Origin of the sequence: Phenylobacterium sp., assembly GCF_037968635.1 — a bacterium.
GTDB lineage: Bacteria > Pseudomonadota > Alphaproteobacteria > Caulobacterales > Caulobacteraceae > Phenylobacterium.
The window spans coordinates 1-19,743 of sequence record NZ_JBBKVV010000065.1; the positions used below are offsets into that span (position 1 = coordinate 1).

Genomic DNA, 19,743 nt, shown 5'->3' on the forward strand with positions numbered 1-19,743 from the left:
TAGGCCAGCATGCAGACGTGGCTGACGGCGTCGACGCGGGCGTCCAGCACCTGCTGCGGGCTGGCCGGGAAGACCGCGCCATGCGCCCAGACCGGGATGCCCTGACGATGGGCCTCGGCGGTGATGGCCTTCACCAGATCACCCGACAGGTCCGCATATATCTTGATGGCCGAGGCCCCCGTGCCACGCGCCATGGCGACGGCCTGCACCAGATCGGTCTGGGCCTCGATGGCCTGCATCCAGGGGGCGTGTCCAGCAACGGCGCCGGCGGTGACGGCGTGGGTGCGGGGGTCCTCGAAGAACTCCGGTCCCGCCATCAGGGCGGCGTAGTAGATGTCCGGCCCCGGGATCGCGCCGATCCTGGTTTCGCGGGCCAGGCCCCCACCAGTCGCAGGTCGTCGGCCATGTCGCGGACGCCGGTGACGCCGCCGTAGAGGTCACGCTTGAGCTGGGCTTGCGCAAAGGCGCGCACCGGCGGGGTGGCCAGATGCTCGTGGCTGTTGATCAGACCCGGTAGGGCGTAGAGGCCCGAGACGTCCACCACCCTCGTGTCGGCCGGCAGCTTCAGCGCCAGCAGCGAGGCGTCCCAGACCTTCTCGATCCGCTCGCCCTTCACCAGGATGCTCATGGGCGCTGTGGGGCCAGAGCCTGTCCCATCGATGACACTGGCGCCGCGATAGACCACATAGGACGGCTCAGCGGCCTGGGCTGCGAAGGCCGCGAGACTGAGGCCGGCGGCGAGGAGGAGCTTGGCGATCATGACTCCGACATAGCCACCCTTGCCATCTGGGGCGAGCGCGGAATAGACGCCGTTGGAAAGTCCACGGCAACGCTTGTATCTCTCAGTTACGCAATGTCAGGTAGCGCCCTGGTGGGTTCGCGTGGAATCGGGAATGTCGAAGTGGGGTCAGACACAGCACGCCGTTGGGCGTGTTGGCTCGGTGCTGGCCATCGCCTTGCCAGCGCTCGCCGCTCTGTTGGTGTTGGCGGCCTATTTACCGCGGCTAGCCTTCGACCTGCCGCTCTATGGCGGCGACGAAGGCGCCTATCTGATCCGCGCCCTGTTCGGCCCCCTGCTTGAGGCCCATCCCGCCCTGGCCCCGCAGGTGGCCGAGATCGACAATACTGTCTTCCTGGCGATCCTACGCGGCCTTGGCCACCTGACGCCTTCGGTGCTGGAAGTCGCCCGTGTGCTGGGAACCCTGGCCTATTTCGGCGGCTTGGCCTTGACCTACCGCGCGGTGCGCGTGGACCTGACACCCCAGGATCGGTGGGCTTTCCTGTTGCTCGCCCTGATCTTCCCCTACCACCGTTTTGTGGTCACCGCCCTGCCGGAGGGCTGGTATGTCGGACTGCTGGGTTTGATCATCTGGGTGACCGCGCGCTTCTGGAGGACCAGGCCGCTGTCCCATGCCGCCCTGACCGGTCTGCTGGCGGCTGGGTTGGTGCTGATAAAGCCGCATGGCGCGGCGGTGGTCGCCGCAGTCGCGGCCCTGATCGTCGCCGACGGCCTGGTGGACGGCCGCCTCCATCTGAAGCAGCTAGCAAGCCGCCTGTCGATATTCCTGGCCGCATTCCTGCTGTTGGGCAACTTAGTCGCCAACCTCGATGGAAAGCCCCCCGCCAACGCGTTGTTCTTCTTCGGCAACGGCTTCTACGCTGACACGCTGTCGGCAAAGGCGGGAGTGGAGGCCATCAGGTCGGGGCTCAAGGCCCTGACCGTCTCAATCGCCACGGTGGCGTTGCTCGCCGGCGTCCCTATCCTGGCCGGCGTGGCCGACATCGGCCGGCGCCGGTGGCGGGAGCGATCCCAATTCCGGCTCGCCGGCGCGGACCTCGCTTTCCTGCTGACCCTCTTTGCTCTGCTTGCGACGGTGGCCATGGTGGGCCTCTTCGCCGTCAAAGCCCTAGCGTTGGGCCCCGCCGAGACCGGGCGGCTATGGGGCCGCTATTTCGAGTTCTTCGTTCCGCTAATCTGGCTTACGGCGGCCCCCGCTATTCAGCGCTGGGACCAGGTTCGGCTCGCCCGCAACGTCGCGGCCGACGTTATGGCCCTGGGGCTGGCCCTGCTGATCGTCTGCCTGCTGACCGGGGTGATGGTGTTCCCGTGGGACTCCACGGCGATGTCGGCCTTCTACCGCCCCAGCATGGAGAGGTGGCCATTTAACTTCACCCCACCGATCTTCATGCTCTCGGTGGCCGCAAGCCTGCTGACTATCCGCTTGATGCTAACGGCGATCCCGACGGTACGGGTCTGGCAGGGGTATTTCGCGGCGCTGGCCCTGCTCTCTTCCGTCTTCGACGAGGCCTGGGTGCGGGACATCATGCCCGCCCGCCAGGTCCTGGGGTTGGAGATCGGCGGGGCTCGGCTGCTGGCTCGTGACAAACCGGGACCTGTGGTGGCCTATTTCGATGACGCCAATTCGGCCAACTGTCTGTTCCTGCGTCTCGAGGGACGGCCGACCATGAAACTGGTCGCGCCTGGCCTGCCCGTCGACACCGCCCAACTCGGAACCGTTGAAACCGTGATTGTCCAAGGTGATCATGCCATGCCGGCTACAGGCTGGAAGGCTGTCCAGCCAGGCGCACTCATCAAGGTCTACCAGCGCGCACCCTAGAGAAGGCGGAACTTCGCGGCTCCACGCCGGTTCCGCTCTTCAGTTCGCCCCTGAACGGAAGGAAACCCCATGCGTGGTTGGTTTGTCACCGCGACCTGTGTCGCCGCCCTCGCCTGCGCCGGCACGGCCATCGCCCAGCCTTTGCTCAGCACGGCCAATCGGCCCACCCCGACCCCCACGGACGCCGCGTCCTACGTGGACGAGGCCTTCGCGGCCGACGCCTTCGAGGTCACCTCCAGCAAGCTGGCCCTGGCCAGGTCGAAGAACCCGGCGGTGAGGGATCTGGCCGAGCGGCTTATCGATAGCGGAACCATGACCACCAACGCCCTGTTGACCGCCGCCGACGAGGCCAATGTCCCGCCGCCGAGTTCTCCATCTGGCGACGATGTGAAGTCGGCGATGATGGACGCCCTCACTCACAAGAGCGGCAAGGATTTCGACGACGCCTACATCGCCCAGCAGCGCCGCATCCAGCAGGAGTCGCTGGCTCTGCACCAGCGCTACGCCGCAGAGGGAGACAATGACATCCTGCGCGACTACGCGGTCGACACCGCCGCCCGCGCCGCAGATCAGCTCGACGACGTCAACAACCTGCCCGGACGGTAGGTCGCCCTAACGCGGCAGCTTGCTCGCGCCCATCAGGAAGGCGTCCACCGCCTGGGCGCACTGACGGCCCTCGCGGATCGCCCAGACCACCAGGGACTGGCCGCGCCGCATGTCGCCGCACGAGAAGATGTTGGGCGTCGAGGTCTTGTAGTCGGTGACGGGAGCTTTCACGTTGCCGCGCGGGTCGCTCTCGACACCAGCCTGTTCGGTGAAGGCGTTATGCTTGGGCGAGACGAAGCCCATGGCCAGCAGGACCAGGTCGGCCTTCAGCTGGAACGCGCTGCCCTCGACTTCCTTCAGCACCTGACGGCCGTCGGCGCCCGGCGCCCACTCCATCCGCACGCACTCCAGGGCCTCGATCTTGCCGTTGGAGCCGATGGCCCGCTTGGTGGCCACGGCGAAGTCGCGTTCGCAGCCCTCCTCGTGGCTCGAAGAGGTGCGCAGCTTCAGCGGCCAGTCCGGCCAGGTCATGAACTTGTTCTCCCGAGCCGGGGGCTCGGGCATGATTTCAAGCTGGGTGACCGAGGCCGCCCCATGGCGGTTGGAGGTGCCGATGCAGTCGGAACCGGTGTCGCCGCCACCGATCACCACCACATGCTTGCCCGTGGCCGAGATGGCGCCGGTGGGCGCGGCGCGCAGTTCGTCGTCGCCGGCGTTGCGCTTGTTCTGCTGAACCAGGAAATCCATGGCGAAATGGATGCCGTCCAGCTCACGGCCGGTGATTTCCAGGTCGCGGGGGTTCTCTGCCCCGCCGGCCATGACCAGCACGTCGTAATCGTCCAGCAGCCGCTGCACCGAGACCGAGACGCCGATCTCCATATTTGTGCGGAAGATGACCCCCTCGGCCTCCATCTGCGCCACGCGGCGGTCGATAAGGTGTTTCTCCATCTTGAAGTCGGGGATGCCGTAGCGGAGCAGGCCGCCGATGCGGTCACTCTTTTCGAAGACCGTCGTGGCATGGCCGGCGCGGGCCAGTTGCTGGGCGCAGGCCATGCCAGCGGGGCCTGAGCCCACCACCGCGACGCGCTTGCCGGTGCCGCGCGGCGACATCTGCGGCGTGATCCAGCCCTCTTCCCATCCCTTGTCGACGATGGCGCACTCGATCGTCTTGATGGTGACGGGCGTGTCGATGATGTTCAGGGTGCAGGCTGCCTCGCAGGGCGCGGGGCAGACGCGGCCGGTGAACTCTGGGAAGTTGTTGGTGGACTGGAGGTTCTCCAGCGCCGTCTTCCACTGCTCGCGATAGACCAGATTGTTGAAGTCCGGGATCTGGTTATTCACCGGACAGCCGGTGTGGCAGAACGGAATCCCGCAGTCCATGCAGCGCGCGGCCTGCTTGTTCAGGGTTTCCTGCGGCAACGGATGGACGAACTCCTTCCAGTTGCGAAGACGGTCCTGCGGCTTTTCATAGCCGCGATCCTGGCGCTCAATTTCCAGGAAGCCGGTGGGCTTGCCCATAGGTTTACTCCGACTCTGAAATTCTATTCGGCGGCGACGGCGGCGGCCGCCAGTCGCTCGGCGGCCATATCGGTGAGCGCCCGGCGATAATCCTTGGGCATGACCTTCACGAAGGCGGCCAGGCTGGTGTCCCAGCTCTCCAGGATTTCCTTGGCCCGCGCGCTGCCCGTATAGAGCAGATGGCGTTCCACCAGGATCTTCAGCCGCTCGGCGTCGAAGGCCAGCATGTCGCCCATGCCGTTGTTCTCCACCGAGATGGAGCGCTGGCTGGGGCGGCCGGGATCGTCGGCGCCGCCGCTGGCCGGGGCGACTTTTTCGATATCAACCATCGCGGCGTTGCACAGCGGCGTGAAGCGGCCCGTCGGATCGTAGACATAGGCGATGCCGCCCGACATGCCGGCCGCGAAGTTGCGCCCGGTGTCACCCAGAACCACCACCACGCCGCCGGTCATATACTCACAGCCGTGGTCGCCCGTGCCCTCCACCACCGTGACGGCGCCGGAGTTGCGGACGGCGAAGCGTTCGCCAGCCACGCCCTGGAAATAGGCCTCCCCGGCGACCGCCCCGTAAAGGACGGTGTTGCCGACGATGATGTTCTGGGTCGGGTCGCGGGTGCTTTCCACGGGCTGGCGCACGACCACCCGACCGCCCGACAGCCCCTTGCCCACATAGTCGTTGCCGTCGCCGATCAACTCCAGGCTGACGCCCCGGGCCGCGAAGGCGCCGAAGCTCTGGCCCGCCGCGCCGTGGAAGGTCAGCGAGATGGTGTCTTCCGGCAGGCCGGCATGGCCGTAGGCCCGGGCCACCTCGCCAGACAGCATGGCGCCGACGGTGCGGTTGATATTCTTGATCGGGTACTCGCCACGCATCGGGGTGCGGTTGGCGAGCGCGTCCTTGGCGTCGGCGATCAGGGTGTTGTCGAGCGCCTTCTCCAGGCCATGCTCCTGGCGATCCTGGTTCCAGAGGCCCTTGGGCTCGCCGGGCATGACCTCGTGCAGGATCTTGGACAGGTCGACGCCGCTGGCCTTCCAGTGGTCGACGGCCTCGCGCATGTCCAGGCGATTCACTTGGCCGATCATCTCGTTCAGCGTGGCGAAGCCGAGCTGGGCCATGATCTCGCGCAGCTCTTCGGCGACGAAGAAGAAGTAGTTGATCACGTGCTCAGGCTGGCCGGTGAACCTGGCGCGCAGGATCGGGTCCTGGGTCGCCACGCCCACCGGGCAGGTGTTCAGGTGGCACTTGCGCATCATGATGCAGCCAGCCGCGATCAGCGGCGCGGTGGCGAAACCGAACTCGTCGGCCCCCAGCAGGGCGGCGACCGCCACGTCGCGGCCGGTGCGCAGGCCGCCGTCGGCCTGGACCGCCACGCGGGTCCGCAGGCCGTTCAGCAACAGGGTCTGCTGGGTCTCGGCCAGGCCGATCTCCCAGGGGGATCCGGCGTGGGTCAGGGAGGTCAGGGGCGAGGCCCCGGTGCCGCCTTCGAAGCCAGAGATGGTGATGTGGTCGGCGCGCGCCTTGGCCACACCCGCCGCCACCGTGCCGACGCCCACCTCAGAGACCAGCTTCACGGAGATGCGAGCCTTGGAGTTGGCGTTCTTCAGGTCGTGGATGAGCTGAGCCAGATCCTCGATGGAATAGATGTCGTGGTGCGGCGGCGGTGAAATCAGGCCGACGCCTGGCGTGGAGTGGCGGACACGGGCGATATTGGCGTCCACCTTATGACCGGGCAGCTGGCCGCCCTCCCCGGGCTTGGCGCCCTGGGCCATCTTGATCTGGATGTCGTCGGCGTTGACCAGATACTCTGTGGTCACCCCAAAGCGGCCCGAAGCCACCTGCTTGATCGCCGAGCGCATGGAGTCGCCGTTGGGCAGGGGCGTGAAACGGTCGGCCTCTTCGCCGCCCTCCCCGGTGTTCGACTTGCCGCCGATCCGGTTCATGGCCATGGCCAGGGTGGTGTGGGCTTCGCGGCTGATGGAGCCGAAGCTCATGGCGCCGGTGGCGAAGCGCTTGACGATCTCGCTGGCCGGTTCGACCTCGTCGATGTTCAACGGCGTCTCTGCGAGCTTGAAGCGCATCAGACCGCGGATGGTCAGCAGGCGTTGGGACTGCTCGTTGATGCCGGCCGCGAAGGCCTTGTAGGCCTCGGGCAGGTTGCCGCGCACCGCATGCTGCAGCTGGCCCACCGTCTCCGGAGTCCAGGCATGCTCCTCGCCGCGCAGGCGGAAGGCGTAGGCGCCGCCCACATCCAGCATGGTGGCGTAGATCGGATTGTCGCCGAAGGCGTCGCGGTGGCGGCGCACGGCCTCCTCGGCGATCTGGTAGAGGCCGATGCCCTCGATCGTGGTGGCGGTGCCGGTGAAGTACTGCTCGATCACCGTGGAGTTGAGGCCCACGGCGTCGAAGATCTGCGCGCCGCAATAGGACTGGTAGGTGGAGATGCCCATCTTGGACATCACCTTCAGCATGCCCTTGCCGACGGCCTTGATGTAGTTCTTGCGGACGTCATAGGCCGACAGGTTGTAGCCGTTGGAGACCCGCAGGTTCTCCAGGGTCTCAAAGGCGAGGTAGGGGTTCACAGCCTCCGCGCCATAGCCCGCCAGGACGCAGAAGTGATGCACCTCGCGCGCTTCGCCGGTCTCGATCACCAGACCGGTCTGCATGCGCAGGCCCTGGCGGATCAGATGATGGTGGACGGCCGCCGTCGCCAGGGCCGCGGGAATGGCGATGCGATCGCTGGAGGTTCCCCGATCCGACAGGATCAGGATGTTCATGTCGTCCAGCACGTGGTCGGTAGCCTCGCGGCACAGCCGATCCAGGGCTCGTTCCAGGCCCGCGGGGCCCTCGTCGGCCGGCCAGGTCGCGTCCAGGGTCGCGGTGCGGAAGGCGCCGTCCAGCAATTCGCTGATCGCCCGAATCTTGGCCAGATCCTCATTGGCGAGGATCGGCTGGGAGACCTCCAGGCGCTTGTGGGTGCCCGCTTGCCGGCCCAGCAGGTTCGGGCGCGGCCCGATCATCGAGACCAGGCTCATGACCAGCTCCTCGCGGATCGGGTCGATGGGCGGATTGGTGACCTGAGCGAAGTTCTGCTTGAAATAGTCGTACAGCAGCTTGGCGCGGCGCGAGAGCACCGCGATGGGGATGTCCTGCCCCATGGAGCCGATCGGATCGTCCCCCGTCTGGGCCATGGGCTCCAGGAAGAACTGAATATCTTCCTGGGTGTAGCCGAACGCCTGCTGGCGATGGAGCAGCCGGCTGGAATCGTTGATCAGGGGCTGGTCATCGGCCGGGGCCTCAGGGAGGTCCTCGAGCTTGAACTGGGTGTCGTTGAGCCAGTCGGCGTAGGGCTTGGCGTCGGCGAGGGAGGACTTGATCTCCTCGTCCTCGATGATGCGGCCCTCTTCCATGTCGATGAGCAGCATCTTGCCGGGCTGCAGACGCCACTTGCGCACGACGCGTTCCTCGGGAACCACCAGCACGCCCATCTCCGAGGCCATGATCACGTGATCCTGGTCGGTGATGACGAAGCGGGCGGGCCGCAGGCCATTGCGGTCGAGGGTCGCGCCGATCTGCCGACCATCGGTGAAGGCCACGGCGGCGGGGCCGTCCCACGGCTCCATGAGGGCGGCGTGGTATTCGTAGAAGGCCTTGCGCTTGGGATCCATCAGCGGATTGCCGGCCCAGGCCTCCGGGATCAGCATCATGACCGCGTGGGCCAGCGGATAGCCGCCGGCCACCAGCAGCTCCAGGGCGTTGTCCAGGCAGGCGGTGTCGGACTGGCCGTGCGGGATCAACGGCCACATCTTGTTGAGGTCCGGCCCAAGCAGGTCGGACTCAAGGGTGCGGCGCCGCGCATTCATCCAGTTGACGTTGCCGCGCACGGTGTTGATCTCGCCGTTGTGGGCGATGAGCCGGTAGGGGTGCGCCAGCTTCCAGGACGGGAAGGTGTTGGTGGAGAACCGCTGGTGAACCATGGCCAGGGCCGACTGGGTCAGCGGATTGACGAGATCGGTGTAGAAGGCGCCGACCTGGCCCGCCAGCAGCAGGCCCTTGTAGACCACCGTGCGCGACGAGAAGGACGGCATATAGAGATCGGCGAGACCTGGCAGACCCTTCTTGGTGGCCAGTTCGCGCAGGGGGTTTTGCACCTGCTTGCGGATGGTCAGCAGCTTGCGCTCGAAGGCGTCCTGGTCGCGGATGTTCGGACCACGGCCAACGATGGCCTGACGAATGACCGGCATGTCGGCCAGCACGGACTGACCCAGTCCCGTCGTATCGATCGGCACCTCACGCCAGGCGACGAGGGGCTGGTTCTCGACCTTCAGGAAGTGTTCGAACTGCGAGACCGCCATGGCCTGCGCGGCCTCTTCGCGCGGCAGGAAGAGCATCGCCACCGCGTAGTCGCCGGGAGCCGGCAGGGTGACGCCTTCCTTGCCCGCCCAGTCACGCAGCAGACCGTCCGGAATCTGAATCAGAATCCCGGCGCCATCGCCCACCAGGGGGTCCGCGCCCACCGCGCCGCGGTGGTCGAGGTTGACCAGAATCTCCAACCCGGCGGTCACGACCTCATGCGATTTGCGGCCCTTGATATTGGCCACGAACCCCACACCACACGCATCGTGTTCGTTGCGTGGGTCGTACAGACCTTGCCGTTCCGGAGCGCCCATGCGGGTACCTCATTCTTCTACTAGCAGGCATTACAGGCATGCGGCCGCACGGCCGAACCCGACCGTGAACCGCACGTTCGCGCGGCCATTACCGGCAAGATCGACCCTTGTCGATGGTTGTGAACCTATGGATTTGAAAAGTTTTTCTAACTTGCGAGGTCAAGAAGCGTTTTGTCCGCGTCCCGCGCATTGCGGCAGCCGGTGAGCACCATCGCCGTCGAAAGCTCGCTGCGCAGGGTTCCCAGCATGCGTGCGACCATCTTCTCTCCACCCGCCCCGAGCGCATAGGCCCAGGCCCGACCGACGAAGCAGGCCGTGGCTCCCAGGGAGAGCGCCTTCAGCACATCGAGACCCGAGCGCACGCCGCCGTCCAGATAGACCTCGAGATCACTTCCCACCGCTTCGACCACCGCTGGCAGGGCGGAAATCGAGGACCGCACGCCATCAAGCTGACGGCCGCCATGGTTAGACACCATAAGGCCTTGCGCGCCGGCCGACCTGGCGTCGCGGGCGTCCTCGGGGTCGAGGATTCCCTTGATCACGATCGGCCCGTCCCAGGTCTTGCGCACCCAGTCGAGATCGGCCCAGGTGACCGAGCGGTCGAAGTTCTTGGCGATCCAGCCGAGGAAGTCGGTGACGCCCCCGGCCTGCGGCACGGCGCCCGCCACGCTGCCCAGGCTGTGGGGGCGGCCATGCAGCCAGACGTCCCATAGCCAGTCGGGGTGGGTCACCCCCTGCCAGGCGGTGTTCAGCGCCCCGGAAATCCCGCTCGATCCGGTGAACCCCGAGCGCACATCACGATACCGCGAGCCGGGCAGCGGCAGGTCGACGGTGAACACCAGGACCGGACATCCGGCCGCCTTGGCCCGCGCCAGCAGTTGCGCCATGTAGCCCCGGTCCTTGAGCATATAGAGCTGGAACCAGGGGGCGGTCCCGCTGGCCGCCACCTCCTCCACCGAACAGACGCCCACCGTGGAGAGACAGAAGGGCACGCCGAGGCTGGCCGCGGCCTTGGCCGCCTGCACCTCACCCCGCCGACCGTACATGCCAGCCATCCCGACGGGCGAAAGCCCCACCGGAAAGCTGAGCTTCTGCCCAAGGGTCTCGATGCTGGTGTCAAGTTGACTCATGTCGCGCATCACCCGCTGGCGCAGGGCGATGGCCTCCAGATCGGCGACGTTCCGCTGGAGGGTGACCTCCGCATAGGAGCCGCCGTCGATATATTCGAAGAACATCGGCGGCAGCCGGCGGCGCGCCAACTCGCGATAGTCGGAGACCGATGCCGGGGTCATGGCCGCCCTTCCCGTGGATGTGGATATCTTCGTAAGGCGCGCCGCGCGGGTTTACAAATGTTCTACTTTTGTTCTAGCGTGACGGCATGCACATCCGACTCGCCCTCCCCTCAGATCTGCCGCCGGTACGCGATCGGCTGCGCGGCGCCCTGGGTCCCCAACGGCCTGAGCATCAGCTCGATCCGGTGTCTCAGCTCATCAAGTCGAGCTTGAGTTCGCGGACTTATGACGAGGTGTCGTGGGCGGCCTTCATCCGGCTGCGCGCGGCCTATCCCGACTGGGAGGCCCTGGTCCATGCCACCGAGGCGGAACTGGAGCCGGTGATCGATCCGGTGACCTTCGCCGATCAGAAGGCCCGCCAGCTGCCGATCCTGATCCGGGTGCTGTTGCTCAAGCGCGGTGAGTTGAACCTGGACTTCCTGGCAGCCGAGCCCGTGGACGAGGCCATGGCCTGGCTGATGCGCCTGCCGGGCGTGGGGGTGAAGATCGCCGCTGCAGTGCTGAACCTCAGCACCCTGAACCGTCGCGCCCTGGTGGTGGACACCCATGTCCACCGCGTCGCGCGGCGCCTGGGCCTCACGTCCCGCACGGGCGATGCGCGGGAGGCCTATGACAGCCTGATGTATCAGGCGCCGGCCGAGTGGCAGGGGGACCAGTTCTATGAGCTGCACTGGCTGTTGAAGGGCCACGGCCAGTCGCTCTGCACCCACTTCGACCCCGCCTGCGGTCTCTGCGCCCTGCGCGAGGTCTGCCCACGGGTGGGCGTCTCCGGCGACCAGGAGCGTCGTGTCATCGCCTTCGACGCCTGAGCGGTCGCCGATCTGGACTTGCCATCTCCCCACCGGCTGTGTTTGGAGGCGGGCGTGAGCCGCGCTAGTTTCCGCGCGAGACACCGCCTGCCGGATTCGAGGAGCTATTGATGACCGTCCAACGTCCCTGGGCCCTGATGCGCCACCACGCCGGCTGGGCCGATGTCTTCCACATCGACAGTGAGAATGCGGACTCCATCACCGGCTTCTATCCCGACCGCGAAACCGTGGGCCCGCCGGTGACCTACAGCGTCCGCGCCATCCTCGCCCGCTTCGAGACCATGGAGGCCGCCCGCGCCGCGCGCGAAGGCGCCGTCCTGGAATGGCGCAAGCACGACGCTGCGGTGCGTGACGCCGAAACCACCCTGCGCGAAGCCGAGAAGGCCCGCGAGGACGCCTGGCTCACCTGTCTCAAAGGCGCCGCCGCCTAGGCTTGTCCAACCCGGCCACGCTACCCAGATATGGGTAAGCTTGGCCGGGAGACTTCCATGTTCGATCATCTGTCCGTGGGCGTTCGCGACCTCACAGCCGCGCGCCGCTTCTACGACGCCTTCTTGGCGCCGCTCGGCTGCGCCAACACCTTCGCGGCCGAGGCGGAGCTGGCCTACGGCCCCGGCGGCAGCCGACAGTTCTACCTCTATCCCGTGACCGGCGGCCAGGTGGCCGGCCTTGGAACTCACATCGCCTTCAGCGCCGAAAGCCGCTCAGCGGTGGACGCGGCCTATGCCGCCGCGCTCGCGCAGGGCGCGACCGTGGTCCGCATCGCGGGCCGACACCCCGACATCGCGCCCGACTATTACGGCGCTGTCCTGCTCGATCCTGACGGCAACAAGCTCGAGATCGTCGCCGACACGATGCACTAGAATTTCGGGAGCTTCAGGCCCCTGGCGATCAGCCACGCCGCCGCCACCGCGATCAGCACGCCGAGCACCAACCGCCAGACGGGGGCGAACTTCAGACTGGGCGCAGGCCCGATGAAGCGCCGCTTGCCGGTAATCATGGCGGTGATCAGGTTCTGCCGCTTCCACAGGGCGTAGAAGGCGATCGCGGCGATATGCAGGACCACCAGGGCCTGAAGCACCCGGAAGGTCAGCTCGTGCCAGTCCGAGGCCAGGCGGCTGGTGTCAAAGTCCACCAGGTGCGACAGCGGCCCGGATTCAATGCCGTCGATGTCGCTGGCGAACAGCCCCAGGCTCACCTGCAGCAGCATGACCAGCAGCAACAGGACGACGCTGACCGCACCTACCGGGCTATGGCCAACGAGATCGCCGGCCGTCCGCTTGCCCATCGTCTTCAGGTAGCCGACCGTGGCGCCAGGCCCCTTCACGAAGTGGCTGAACCGCGCGGTCTCGCTACCGAAGAACCCCCAATAGAGGCGGAAGACCAGCAGGCCGATCACCCCGTAGCCCGAGAGCCGGTGGATCTGCATCTGCTCGCCGCCGGTCAGCCAGGACACGAGGATCAGCACCACCAGGGCCCAGTGGGTGACACGGGTGGGCAGGTCCCAGAGTTTGGTGGCGGTCGCGGGCGCGTCGCTCATGGAGCCTAGGACTTGACGCGGAAGGGCGTGTGGCAGGTCCCGCAGGCCCCACCGGTCGCCTTCACCTGAGCCTTGATGGCGTCGATGTCGCCGCCCTTGGCGATGGCTTCCAGCTTGGCGCTCTCCACCTGCAACCCCTTGGCGGCGGCCGCGAACTTGGCGCCGTCCGTCCAGATTTCCGGTTTGGCGGCGGTCTTGAAGCCGGCCTCCGCACCGCTGCCCTTCGGGAACCAACCGGGAATCTTGTGCGACCCATCCTTTACGATCTTGGCCTGGGCCGCGATCAGCTTGGCGTCGGGAGCGTCTGTCTTGAGGTTGTCATTGATGGTCTTGAAGGCCCCGCCCATGGCTTTCAGGCCCTTCTGGCGCTGGGCGATCACCTTCTCGGCTGAAACCGCAGCCAGCGCCGCGCCGCCGACGCCCGTCAGGCTGATGACCACGCCGAGGACGAGGCCCAGGGGGCGTTTGGTGAGACGAGCCATGGAGGGACCTCTTCGCATCTGAAACCGGAAGTCTGACTTTGCAGGGGGTCCGGAGGCCCCGTCAATCGCGGGCTCGTCTTAGAACGCCGCCGGGATGACACCGCTTCGTGATGATCAGCGGCGAGCGGCCTTGCTGGCCACCGTCTTGACCGGCGCCCCATCCCGGCCCGCTTCGGCGATCAGGGCCGCGCAGGAAGCGTCCTTCGCCAGGCCCGGATCGACGAAGGGCAGCAGAAGCGCCAGGGGGTTGATGACACTGGCCAGGACCGCGGCGACCCCGCCCTGGGCCACGACCTTGCCGGTCTCGATTCCGACCTTGGGACCCATGATCGGCCCCTTGACGGTGATCGGCGACAGCAGGCGCACGAGGCGCAGCTCCTTGGAATGCCCCTGAACCCGCAGGTCGAGAGTTTCGCTGTCGAGGTTGATCGTCCCACCGCCCGTGGCCAACACCGGCTTGGTGTCGAAGACGATGCGGTCGGCGGTCAACACGCCGTTCCTGGCCGTGAAGTGGGCCACACCACAGCGGATCGGCACCGCTCCCTGGTCCTTGGAGAACAGCAGGCCCAGCCCCTTGGTGACATTGATCCCCAGGAGCTCGGCGAACGCTTCGCGAATTTCGCCGCTCGGAACGACAGCGAGCATTTCGCCGTCGGCGTTGGCCGCCGCCCGATGCACAGAGTTGCCGGCGCCCTTCAACCTGATGCGGCCGACGAAGCTGCCGGCCAGGGGCTCGCCTTTGATCGGAATCAGCTGTTCCAGGCGGGCGTTGGACAGTCGCAGGTCGATGTCCGTGACCGGGGTGGCGGCCCGGGCGTTCAGGTGCGCTTGGCCGGTGATCTTGCCCTGGGGCAGGTCGAGGGTCAGAGGAATTGCGCTCAGCAGGCCGTGATCGAGTTTCACGGTCACATCGCCAGATCGCAGGGGCAGCATCGCATCGTGGATCGCCGCGACGCGATATCGGACATCGGCGTCCAGCGAGCGGATCTTGGTGACGTTCAGCGTGGAATCCGGCAGCAACCGGCGTTGGGCGGCCATCTGCTTGCCCATGGCCGCCTGCTCGGCCGAGACGGTTTCGCCGGCCTTGCGGGAGGGGACGCCGCCGAAGATCGCCGCGAGGTCGTCGAAGTCCAGGTTGCGGGTGCGCAGGTCGGCCTTCAGATACGGCCGCTCTTCGCCGGTTTCCACGGAGATGAAGCCCGAGAGGTCGCTGTCGCCCACGCGGCCACCGAGGTTCTCGATCTTGTACAGGTGCTCGTCGCGCGACAGCCGGCCACTCAGATTGTAGGGCGGGGTGTTGGGCAGGGCGACGCCGGTCAGGTCGTAAAGGTCGCCAAGGTCGGGGCCCCTGGCGGTGACGTTCATCGAGAACTGCGCCAGGTCGAAGGGCTTGGGGATCGCGCCCTTGGCGGTGACCCGTGTCGCGCCCGAACGGATGTCGGCGTCAAAGGGGTAAGGCTTGCGGGTGTCGACGTTCAGCAGCGGACCACCCTGAATCCGCAGCAGGAACTTGTTCCCATTCAGCGAGCCGTCGCCGGTCATCAAGAAGCCCCGGCCGGCGCGACCCATCTCCTCGGTCGCATTGACCTCCCCGTTCAGCACCAGCTTGCGCTTCTGATCGGTGATTTTCAGGTGGCCGTCATTGATGACGAACCGCCGGATCGGCGGCATCCGGAAAGGCTTGTTGCTCTTCTTGCCGGTGGAGAAGTCCCAGGTGGCGCGCCCCTCGCGATCGCGCAGCAGATCGACGCTGGGTTGGTCCAGTTGCAGGTTCAGCAACACCACCTGACCAACCAGCAAGGGCAGCAGCTTCACCTGGACATCCAGCTTGGCGATGTCGGCGGTCTGTCCGGCCCCGGCCCACTTGGGATTGCCGATCCGGATCCCCTGAACGCTCGCGCTGGGCTTCAGCGAGAAGGCGTGAACCCTCAGATCGCCGGCCAGGACGATCTCGCGACCAGTCTTGGCCGAGGCGAAGCGTCCGATAGGCCCGCGCAGGTAGTTCCAATCGAACAGGATGAGGAACAGCGCCACAGCGGCGACCAGGGTGGCGGCGATCGCGCCGGTCCAGGCCAGGGAACGGTTGCTGGGGCGCTTGAACCTTGTCTCCCGGATGCGGGTGCGCACACGGCGCAATCCATCGGCGGCGCCAGCGCGAGCGCGGATGAGGCGCGTGCGGGCGCGTTGATAGATCGGCTCGGCTGACAAGGTGTGGGAATCTCCGCGTCATGCCAGAACGCGCGAGCCGCTCAACGGGTCCCTAGTGACGAATGCCTCTGCCCGAGAAGGCGGTCAGAGCCGTGCGGACGATGATGGAGAGATCCATCAGGGTCGAGCGCCGGGCCAGGTACTCGGCATCCAGCCTGGCCTTGTCAGGCACCGGCAGCTCGTCGCGGCCGTGAACCTGGGCCCAACCCGTCAGACCCGGTCGCAGGACCTGGACCCCGGCGGCGTTGCGCAGAGCCATCAGGTCGTCCTGATTGAAAAGGGCGGGTCGGGGTCCCACCAGACTCATATGGCCCAGTAGAACACTCCAGAGCTGGGGCAGCTCGTCCAGGCTGGTGCGGCGCATGAAGCCCCCCAGGGGCGTGATCCAGGAGGCCGGATCAGGCAGCAGGTGGGTGGCGACGTCCGGCGCCCCGATCCGCATGCTGCGGAACTTCGGCATGGGGAAGAGGGCGTTGTGCCGTCCGACCCGCCGCGACCAGTGCAGGGCGGGGCCTGGCGACTCCAGGCGCACGGCGACAAACAGGACCAGCAGGACCGGCGACAGCAGGATCAAGCCTGCGGCGGCGCCCAGGATGTCCAGCCCTCGCTTCATCACGCAGGTCCCCTCTCGTTGGCGACCAGCCTTAATGCGACATGGAGGCCCGCGCTACGGCCTCAAGCCTTGGGCGCGGCCTTCGGCTTTGGCTTGGGCGCTGGCGCCACCACCTCCGCCGCGGCTTCGACGGCCGGGGTGGCGACCTCGGCGGAGGCCTCCATCGGTGGGGTGTCAAGGGGATTGGGAGCGGGCTCGGGCGCGGGGATCGGCGCCGGGTCGGGGTCGACCACGCCGGCCTCCAGCACAATCTCGGCCGCCTCCAGGACGGGCGCGACCAGAGCCTCGGTGAGGATGGCGGCCTCTTCCACCGGCGCCGCGGCGGCCGCGGGCGGCGGCAGCAAGGCCTCGAGGTTCATCGGCCGCATCCAGCGGGTCATCCACCAGTAGGCGACACCGGCCGAAGCCGCGCCGGTGAACATGAACCAGAGGGGCGAGGCCGCGCCGATCGGCACGTGCAGGGCCGCGGCTGGGGTGACGGACTCGTTCGACTTAAGCGCGATCATGGAACGTCTCCGGAAGAGGGATTGTGCAATGCAACATAACACCATCCCGGCCCGACGGGTTGCAAATTGACGTTACGACAGCGTGGAAACCCGTCCCTGCCCATTTTGCCCCAGGGTCTGAGCGGTCCAGCGGCACATCTCTTCCATGGAGGCTGCGAAGTCGGCAGGCGGCCGCGCGGTCACCAGGGCGCAACCGTTCATCTTCATGGGGTCGTTCAGCGGCCGCATCCGGCACTCCCCCACCAGCAAGGGCCCGATCCCGGTGTCCTGCGCCTCGTTGAGGAAGTGGTCGAAGGTCTGCAGATCCTTGATGGGCGCCCAGATCATCACCACCGCCTCGCGGTTGCGGCGGCCGATGGCTTTCAGCGTGGCGACGATACGGGTGTAGTCGTCGGGCCGCTCGAAGGGCGGGTCGATCAGGACCAGCACCGGCCCCTTGGGCGGGCAGCGGGCGACGGCCGTATCGTACCCATCGGCGCAGAGGGTCTCGATCCCGGTCCGTCCCTTCAGCGCCATGCGCAGGGCGGCATGCTCCTCGCCGCGAAGTTCGCAGGCGACGTAGGTGTCCTTCTTGCGCAGGGTGTCAGCGATCAGCCGAGGCGAGCCCGGGTAGAACTTGGTCACCCCGCCGTTGTTCAGCTTGGTGACCGCCGCCCGCAGTGGGCCGAAGGCGGCGGGCAGGTCACCGGCCTTCATCAGTTGCGCAATCCCCGCCTCGGCTTCCCCCGACCGCTGCGCCTCGGCCGCCGACAGATCGTAGAGCCCCCGGCCCGCATGGGTGTCGATCACCGTCAGCGAGCCCGGCCCCTTGGTCAGGCTCGCCATCAGCCTCAGCAGGCCCGCATGCTTGACCAGGTCGGCGAAGTTTCCGGCGTGATAGGCGTGGCGATAGTTCACTGAATTGAGTCTCCCGTCCGACTTAGGAACTGGCCGCGCCGATCTCACGTTCACCGGCGGTCTGGGGGCGTAGGCGCCACGCCCCGTTCTCTATGAAAGGGCGACAGATGGCCAGAGACACTGCGGACCTCACGCCCCCGCCCCCGGTGGGCCTGACCTATGTCAACGACGACGACATCGGCATCACCCGTATCGCGGGCGAGAACGGCTTCAGCTACCGCGACCCCGAGGGCCGGGCGGTCACCGACGAGGCGACCCTGGCCCGCATCAAAGCCCTGGTGATACCGCCTGCCTGGACCGACGTCTGGATCTGCCCCTCGGCGCGGGGCCACATCCAGGTGACCGGCCGCGACCAGAAGGGCCGCAAGCAATACCGCTATCATCCCGACTGGCGACAGGGCCGCGACGGGATCAAATATGACCGGGTCATCGCCTTTGGCCGCAATCTGCCGCGCCTGCGCAAGCGCGTGGCGGCCGACCTCGCCCGCCGGGGCCTACCGCGCGACAAGGTGCTGGCCGCCGTGGTGGCGGTGATGGAGATCACCCTGATCCGGGTCGGCAATGAGGAGTATGCACGCGCCAACAAGAGCTTCGGCCTGACCACCCTGCGTGACCGCCATGCCAAAATCACCAGCGCCGGCGCGGTCTTTCAGTTCCGGGGCAAGAGCGGCAAGATCCACCAGACCGGCTTCCGCGACCGCCGTCTGGCCCGCATCGTCAAGGCCTGCCAGGACATCCCCGGTCAGCGCCTCTTCCAGTACATCGGCGAGGACGGCCAGCACCGCGCCGTCGAGAGCGCCGATGTGAACGCCTACATTCGCGACGTGCTGGGAGACGACTTTTCCGCCAAGGACTTTCGGACCTGGGCCGGGACCCTGTCGGCGGCCCGCGGCCTGGTGATGCGTCCCGCCGCCGCCAGCGCCGCCGAAGCCAAACGCAATGTCGCCACCTGCGTGAAGGCGGTCGCCGGCCTGTTGGGCAATACAGCGGCCGTCTGCAAGGGCTCCTACATCCATCCCCTGGTGCTGGAATCCTACGAGCGCGGCGTCCTGCCTCTGAAGGACAAGGGTTCGGCGCGGGCCTTCGAGCTCTCGGTGCTGAGGTTCCTGGAGGCCGCGCGCGACTCCGCCTCCTGAGTTTCGAAGGCCAGGTACGGGCCCGCTAGGCGCCCCCGCGTCACCCCAGCTAAGGTCTCTCCAACAGACCCAGGGAGGGCCAAGATGCTCGAGACCAAACTCCGCTTCGGCGCCTTCATCGCGCCCTTCCATCCGCTGGACGAGAACCCGACGCTCGCCATCCAGCGCGACCTGGAGCTGGTGCAGCACCTGGACAATCTGGGTTTCGAGGAGGCCTGGATCGGCGAGCACCATTCGGCCGCCTATGAGCTGATCGCCTCGCCCGAGGTGTTCATCGCCGCCGCCGCCGAACGCACCAAGCACATCAAGCTGGGCACCGGCGTCTCCTCCCTGCCCTATCACCACCCGATGATGCTGGCCGACCGCATCAACCAGCTGGACCACATGACCCGAGGCCGGGTGATGTTTGGAGCCGGACCCGGCGCCCTGTCCTCCGACGCCTTCATGATGGGTATTCCGGTGGCCAAGCAACGCGATCGCATGGATGAGGCCCTGGATGTCCTGGTGCGCCTGTTGCGCGGCGAGGAGGTCAGCCACGAGAGCGACTGGTTCAGCCTGGTCAACGCCCGCCTGCAGATGACCCCCTATTCGCGGCCCTCGGTGGAAATCGCCGTCGCCAGCCAGGTCTCGCCGACCGGAGCCCGCGCGGCCGGCAAGCACGGGGTGGGCCTGCTCTCGCTGGGCGCCACCACCACGGCGGGGTTCAATGCGCTGGCCGCCAACTGGGGCATCGCCGAGGACATGGCGGCGCTCAACGGGACCACGATGGACCGCGACGCCTGGCGGCTGGTGGGTCAGATGCACATCGCCGAGACCAAGGACAAGGCCATCGAACAGGTGCGCTTCGGCCTGGAGAAGTGGATCTATTACTTCCGCGAGATCGCCAACCTGCCGATGGTGCCCGACGATTTCGC

18 protein-coding genes are annotated in these 19,743 nt (G+C 67.0%); 7 read left to right on the forward strand and 11 right to left on the reverse strand.

From position 1 onward, the window contains the following. Together AAC997_RS07705 and AAC997_RS07710 are read right to left on the reverse strand one after the other, a co-directional pair. Nucleotides 1–317: hypothetical protein (locus AAC997_RS07705; RefSeq protein WP_340645111.1), on the reverse strand; the 317-nt coding region annotated here is incomplete at its 3' end. Further along, nucleotides 317–760: a hypothetical protein gene (locus AAC997_RS07710; RefSeq protein ID WP_340645112.1), complete on the reverse strand. Its 444-nt coding sequence runs from the start codon at nucleotides 758–760 to the stop codon at nucleotides 317–319. The genes AAC997_RS07710 and AAC997_RS07705, both read right to left, overlap by 1 nt. A gap of 133 nt (nucleotides 761–893) precedes the next feature. Between AAC997_RS07710 and AAC997_RS07715 the strand changes: the two genes are divergently transcribed. Both AAC997_RS07715 and AAC997_RS07720 read left to right on the forward strand, forming a co-directional pair. Further along, on the forward strand, nucleotides 894–2,618 hold the full coding sequence (locus AAC997_RS07715) for a hypothetical protein (RefSeq protein ID WP_340645113.1): 1,725 nt from the start codon (nucleotides 894–896) through the stop codon (nucleotides 2,616–2,618). 69 nt (nucleotides 2,619–2,687) lie between these two features. Beyond that, the gene (locus AAC997_RS07720) at nucleotides 2,688–3,224 is read left to right on the forward strand and encodes a DUF4142 domain-containing protein (protein WP_340645114.1); all 537 of its coding nucleotides are present in this window, start codon (nucleotides 2,688–2,690) and stop codon (nucleotides 3,222–3,224) included. Nucleotides 3,225–3,230: 6 nt separating this feature from the next. On the opposite strand, the gene AAC997_RS07725 is transcribed toward AAC997_RS07720, so the two are convergent. The 3 genes from AAC997_RS07725 to AAC997_RS07735 all read right to left on the reverse strand — a co-directional run bounded on the left by AAC997_RS07725 (nucleotide 3,231) and on the right by AAC997_RS07735 (nucleotide 10,638). Beyond that, nucleotides 3,231–4,682, reverse strand: a complete 1,452-nt coding sequence (locus AAC997_RS07725; RefSeq protein ID WP_340645115.1) for a glutamate synthase subunit beta — start codon at nucleotides 4,680–4,682, stop codon at nucleotides 3,231–3,233. 23 nt (nucleotides 4,683–4,705) lie between these two features. Continuing rightward, a complete protein-coding gene (gltB, locus tag AAC997_RS07730) occupies nucleotides 4,706–9,346 on the reverse strand; it encodes a glutamate synthase large subunit (RefSeq protein WP_340645116.1) in 4,641 nt (1,546 codons plus the stop codon). A 146-nt stretch (nucleotides 9,347–9,492) separates the two neighbouring features. Continuing rightward, nucleotides 9,493–10,638, reverse strand: a complete 1,146-nt coding sequence (locus AAC997_RS07735) for an L-lactate dehydrogenase (protein ID WP_340645117.1) — start codon at nucleotides 10,636–10,638, stop codon at nucleotides 9,493–9,495. A gap of 86 nt (nucleotides 10,639–10,724) precedes the next feature. On the opposite strand from AAC997_RS07735, the gene AAC997_RS07740 reads away from it, so the two are divergent. The 3 genes from AAC997_RS07740 to AAC997_RS07750 all read left to right on the forward strand — a co-directional run bounded on the left by AAC997_RS07740 (nucleotide 10,725) and on the right by AAC997_RS07750 (nucleotide 12,310). Continuing rightward, a complete protein-coding gene (locus AAC997_RS07740; RefSeq protein WP_340645118.1) occupies nucleotides 10,725–11,447 on the forward strand; it encodes an endonuclease III in 723 nt (240 codons plus the stop codon). Nucleotides 11,448–11,557: 110 nt separating this feature from the next. Next, nucleotides 11,558–11,878: a hypothetical protein gene (locus AAC997_RS07745; protein ID WP_340645119.1), complete on the forward strand. Its 321-nt coding sequence runs from the start codon at nucleotides 11,558–11,560 to the stop codon at nucleotides 11,876–11,878. A 57-nt stretch (nucleotides 11,879–11,935) separates the two neighbouring features. Continuing rightward, nucleotides 11,936–12,310 carry a VOC family protein gene (locus tag AAC997_RS07750; protein ID WP_340645120.1) on the forward strand — a complete coding sequence of 125 codons (375 nt, stop codon included), beginning with the start codon at nucleotides 11,936–11,938 and terminating at the stop codon, nucleotides 12,308–12,310. Here AAC997_RS07750 and AAC997_RS07755 read toward each other — a convergent pair. From AAC997_RS07755 to rlmJ, 6 genes are all read right to left on the reverse strand, one after another. Then, entirely contained in the window at nucleotides 12,307–12,987 is a 681-nt protein-coding gene (locus tag AAC997_RS07755; protein WP_340645121.1) for a cytochrome b/b6 domain-containing protein, read from the reverse strand. The genes AAC997_RS07750 and AAC997_RS07755 overlap by 4 nt on opposite strands. Before the next feature lie 5 nt (nucleotides 12,988–12,992). Continuing rightward, complete coding sequence (locus AAC997_RS07760) at nucleotides 12,993–13,469, reverse strand: cytochrome c (protein ID WP_340645122.1); 477 nt, start codon at nucleotides 13,467–13,469, stop codon at nucleotides 12,993–12,995. Between the two features lie 114 nt (nucleotides 13,470–13,583). Then, nucleotides 13,584–15,596, reverse strand: coding sequence for an AsmA family protein (locus AAC997_RS07765; protein WP_340645123.1), 2,013 nt, complete (start codon nucleotides 15,594–15,596; stop codon nucleotides 13,584–13,586). A 133-nt stretch (nucleotides 15,597–15,729) separates the two neighbouring features. Then, nucleotides 15,730–16,290, reverse strand: a complete 561-nt coding sequence (locus AAC997_RS07770; protein ID WP_340645124.1) for a sugar transferase — start codon at nucleotides 16,288–16,290, stop codon at nucleotides 15,730–15,732. A gap of 62 nt (nucleotides 16,291–16,352) precedes the next feature. After that, nucleotides 16,353–16,796, reverse strand: coding sequence for a hypothetical protein (locus tag AAC997_RS07775; RefSeq protein WP_340645125.1), 444 nt, complete (start codon nucleotides 16,794–16,796; stop codon nucleotides 16,353–16,355). Nucleotides 16,797–16,868: 72 nt separating this feature from the next. After that, nucleotides 16,869–17,693, reverse strand: coding sequence for a 23S rRNA (adenine(2030)-N(6))-methyltransferase RlmJ (gene rlmJ / locus AAC997_RS07780; RefSeq protein WP_340645126.1), 825 nt, complete (start codon nucleotides 17,691–17,693; stop codon nucleotides 16,869–16,871). A 107-nt stretch (nucleotides 17,694–17,800) separates the two neighbouring features. Between rlmJ and AAC997_RS07785 the strand changes: the two genes are divergently transcribed. Continuing rightward, entirely contained in the window at nucleotides 17,801–18,829 is a 1,029-nt protein-coding gene (locus tag AAC997_RS07785; protein WP_340645127.1) for a DNA topoisomerase IB, read from the forward strand. Between the two features lie 84 nt (nucleotides 18,830–18,913). Beyond that, the coding region (locus AAC997_RS07790) for an LLM class flavin-dependent oxidoreductase (protein ID WP_340645128.1) at nucleotides 18,914–19,743 on the forward strand (830 nt) is incomplete at its 3' end.

What these genes read in the sequence shown, in the direction of transcription:
- AAC997_RS07720 (WP_340645114.1), top strand. Translation starts at nt 2,688, where the DNA reads ATGCGTGGTTGGTTTGTCACCGCGACCTGTGTCGCCGCCCTCGCCTGC.
- AAC997_RS07775 (WP_340645125.1), bottom strand. Translation starts at nt 16,796, where the DNA reads ATGATCGCGCTTAAGTCGAACGAGTCCGTCACCCCAGCCGCGGCCCTG.
- AAC997_RS07735 (WP_340645117.1), bottom strand. Translation starts at nt 10,638, where the DNA reads ATGACCCCGGCATCGGTCTCCGACTATCGCGAGTTGGCGCGCCGCCGG.
- AAC997_RS07725 (WP_340645115.1), bottom strand. Translation starts at nt 4,682, where the DNA reads ATGGGCAAGCCCACCGGCTTCCTGGAAATTGAGCGCCAGGATCGCGGC.
- AAC997_RS07755 (WP_340645121.1), bottom strand. Translation starts at nt 12,987, where the DNA reads ATGAGCGACGCGCCCGCGACCGCCACCAAACTCTGGGACCTGCCCACC.
- AAC997_RS07760 (WP_340645122.1), bottom strand. Translation starts at nt 13,469, where the DNA reads ATGGCTCGTCTCACCAAACGCCCCCTGGGCCTCGTCCTCGGCGTGGTC.
- AAC997_RS07715 (WP_340645113.1), top strand. Translation starts at nt 894, where the DNA reads ATGTCGAAGTGGGGTCAGACACAGCACGCCGTTGGGCGTGTTGGCTCG.
- AAC997_RS07770 (WP_340645124.1), bottom strand. Translation starts at nt 16,290, where the DNA reads ATGAAGCGAGGGCTGGACATCCTGGGCGCCGCCGCAGGCTTGATCCTG.
- AAC997_RS07750 (WP_340645120.1), top strand. Translation starts at nt 11,936, where the DNA reads ATGTTCGATCATCTGTCCGTGGGCGTTCGCGACCTCACAGCCGCGCGC.
- AAC997_RS07740 (WP_340645118.1), top strand. Translation starts at nt 10,725, where the DNA reads ATGCACATCCGACTCGCCCTCCCCTCAGATCTGCCGCCGGTACGCGAT.
- AAC997_RS07785 (WP_340645127.1), top strand. Translation starts at nt 17,801, where the DNA reads ATGGCCAGAGACACTGCGGACCTCACGCCCCCGCCCCCGGTGGGCCTG.
- AAC997_RS07745 (WP_340645119.1), top strand. Translation starts at nt 11,558, where the DNA reads ATGACCGTCCAACGTCCCTGGGCCCTGATGCGCCACCACGCCGGCTGG.
- AAC997_RS07710 (WP_340645112.1), bottom strand. Translation starts at nt 760, where the DNA reads ATGATCGCCAAGCTCCTCCTCGCCGCCGGCCTCAGTCTCGCGGCCTTC.
- gltB (WP_340645116.1), bottom strand. Translation starts at nt 9,346, where the DNA reads ATGGGCGCTCCGGAACGGCAAGGTCTGTACGACCCACGCAACGAACAC.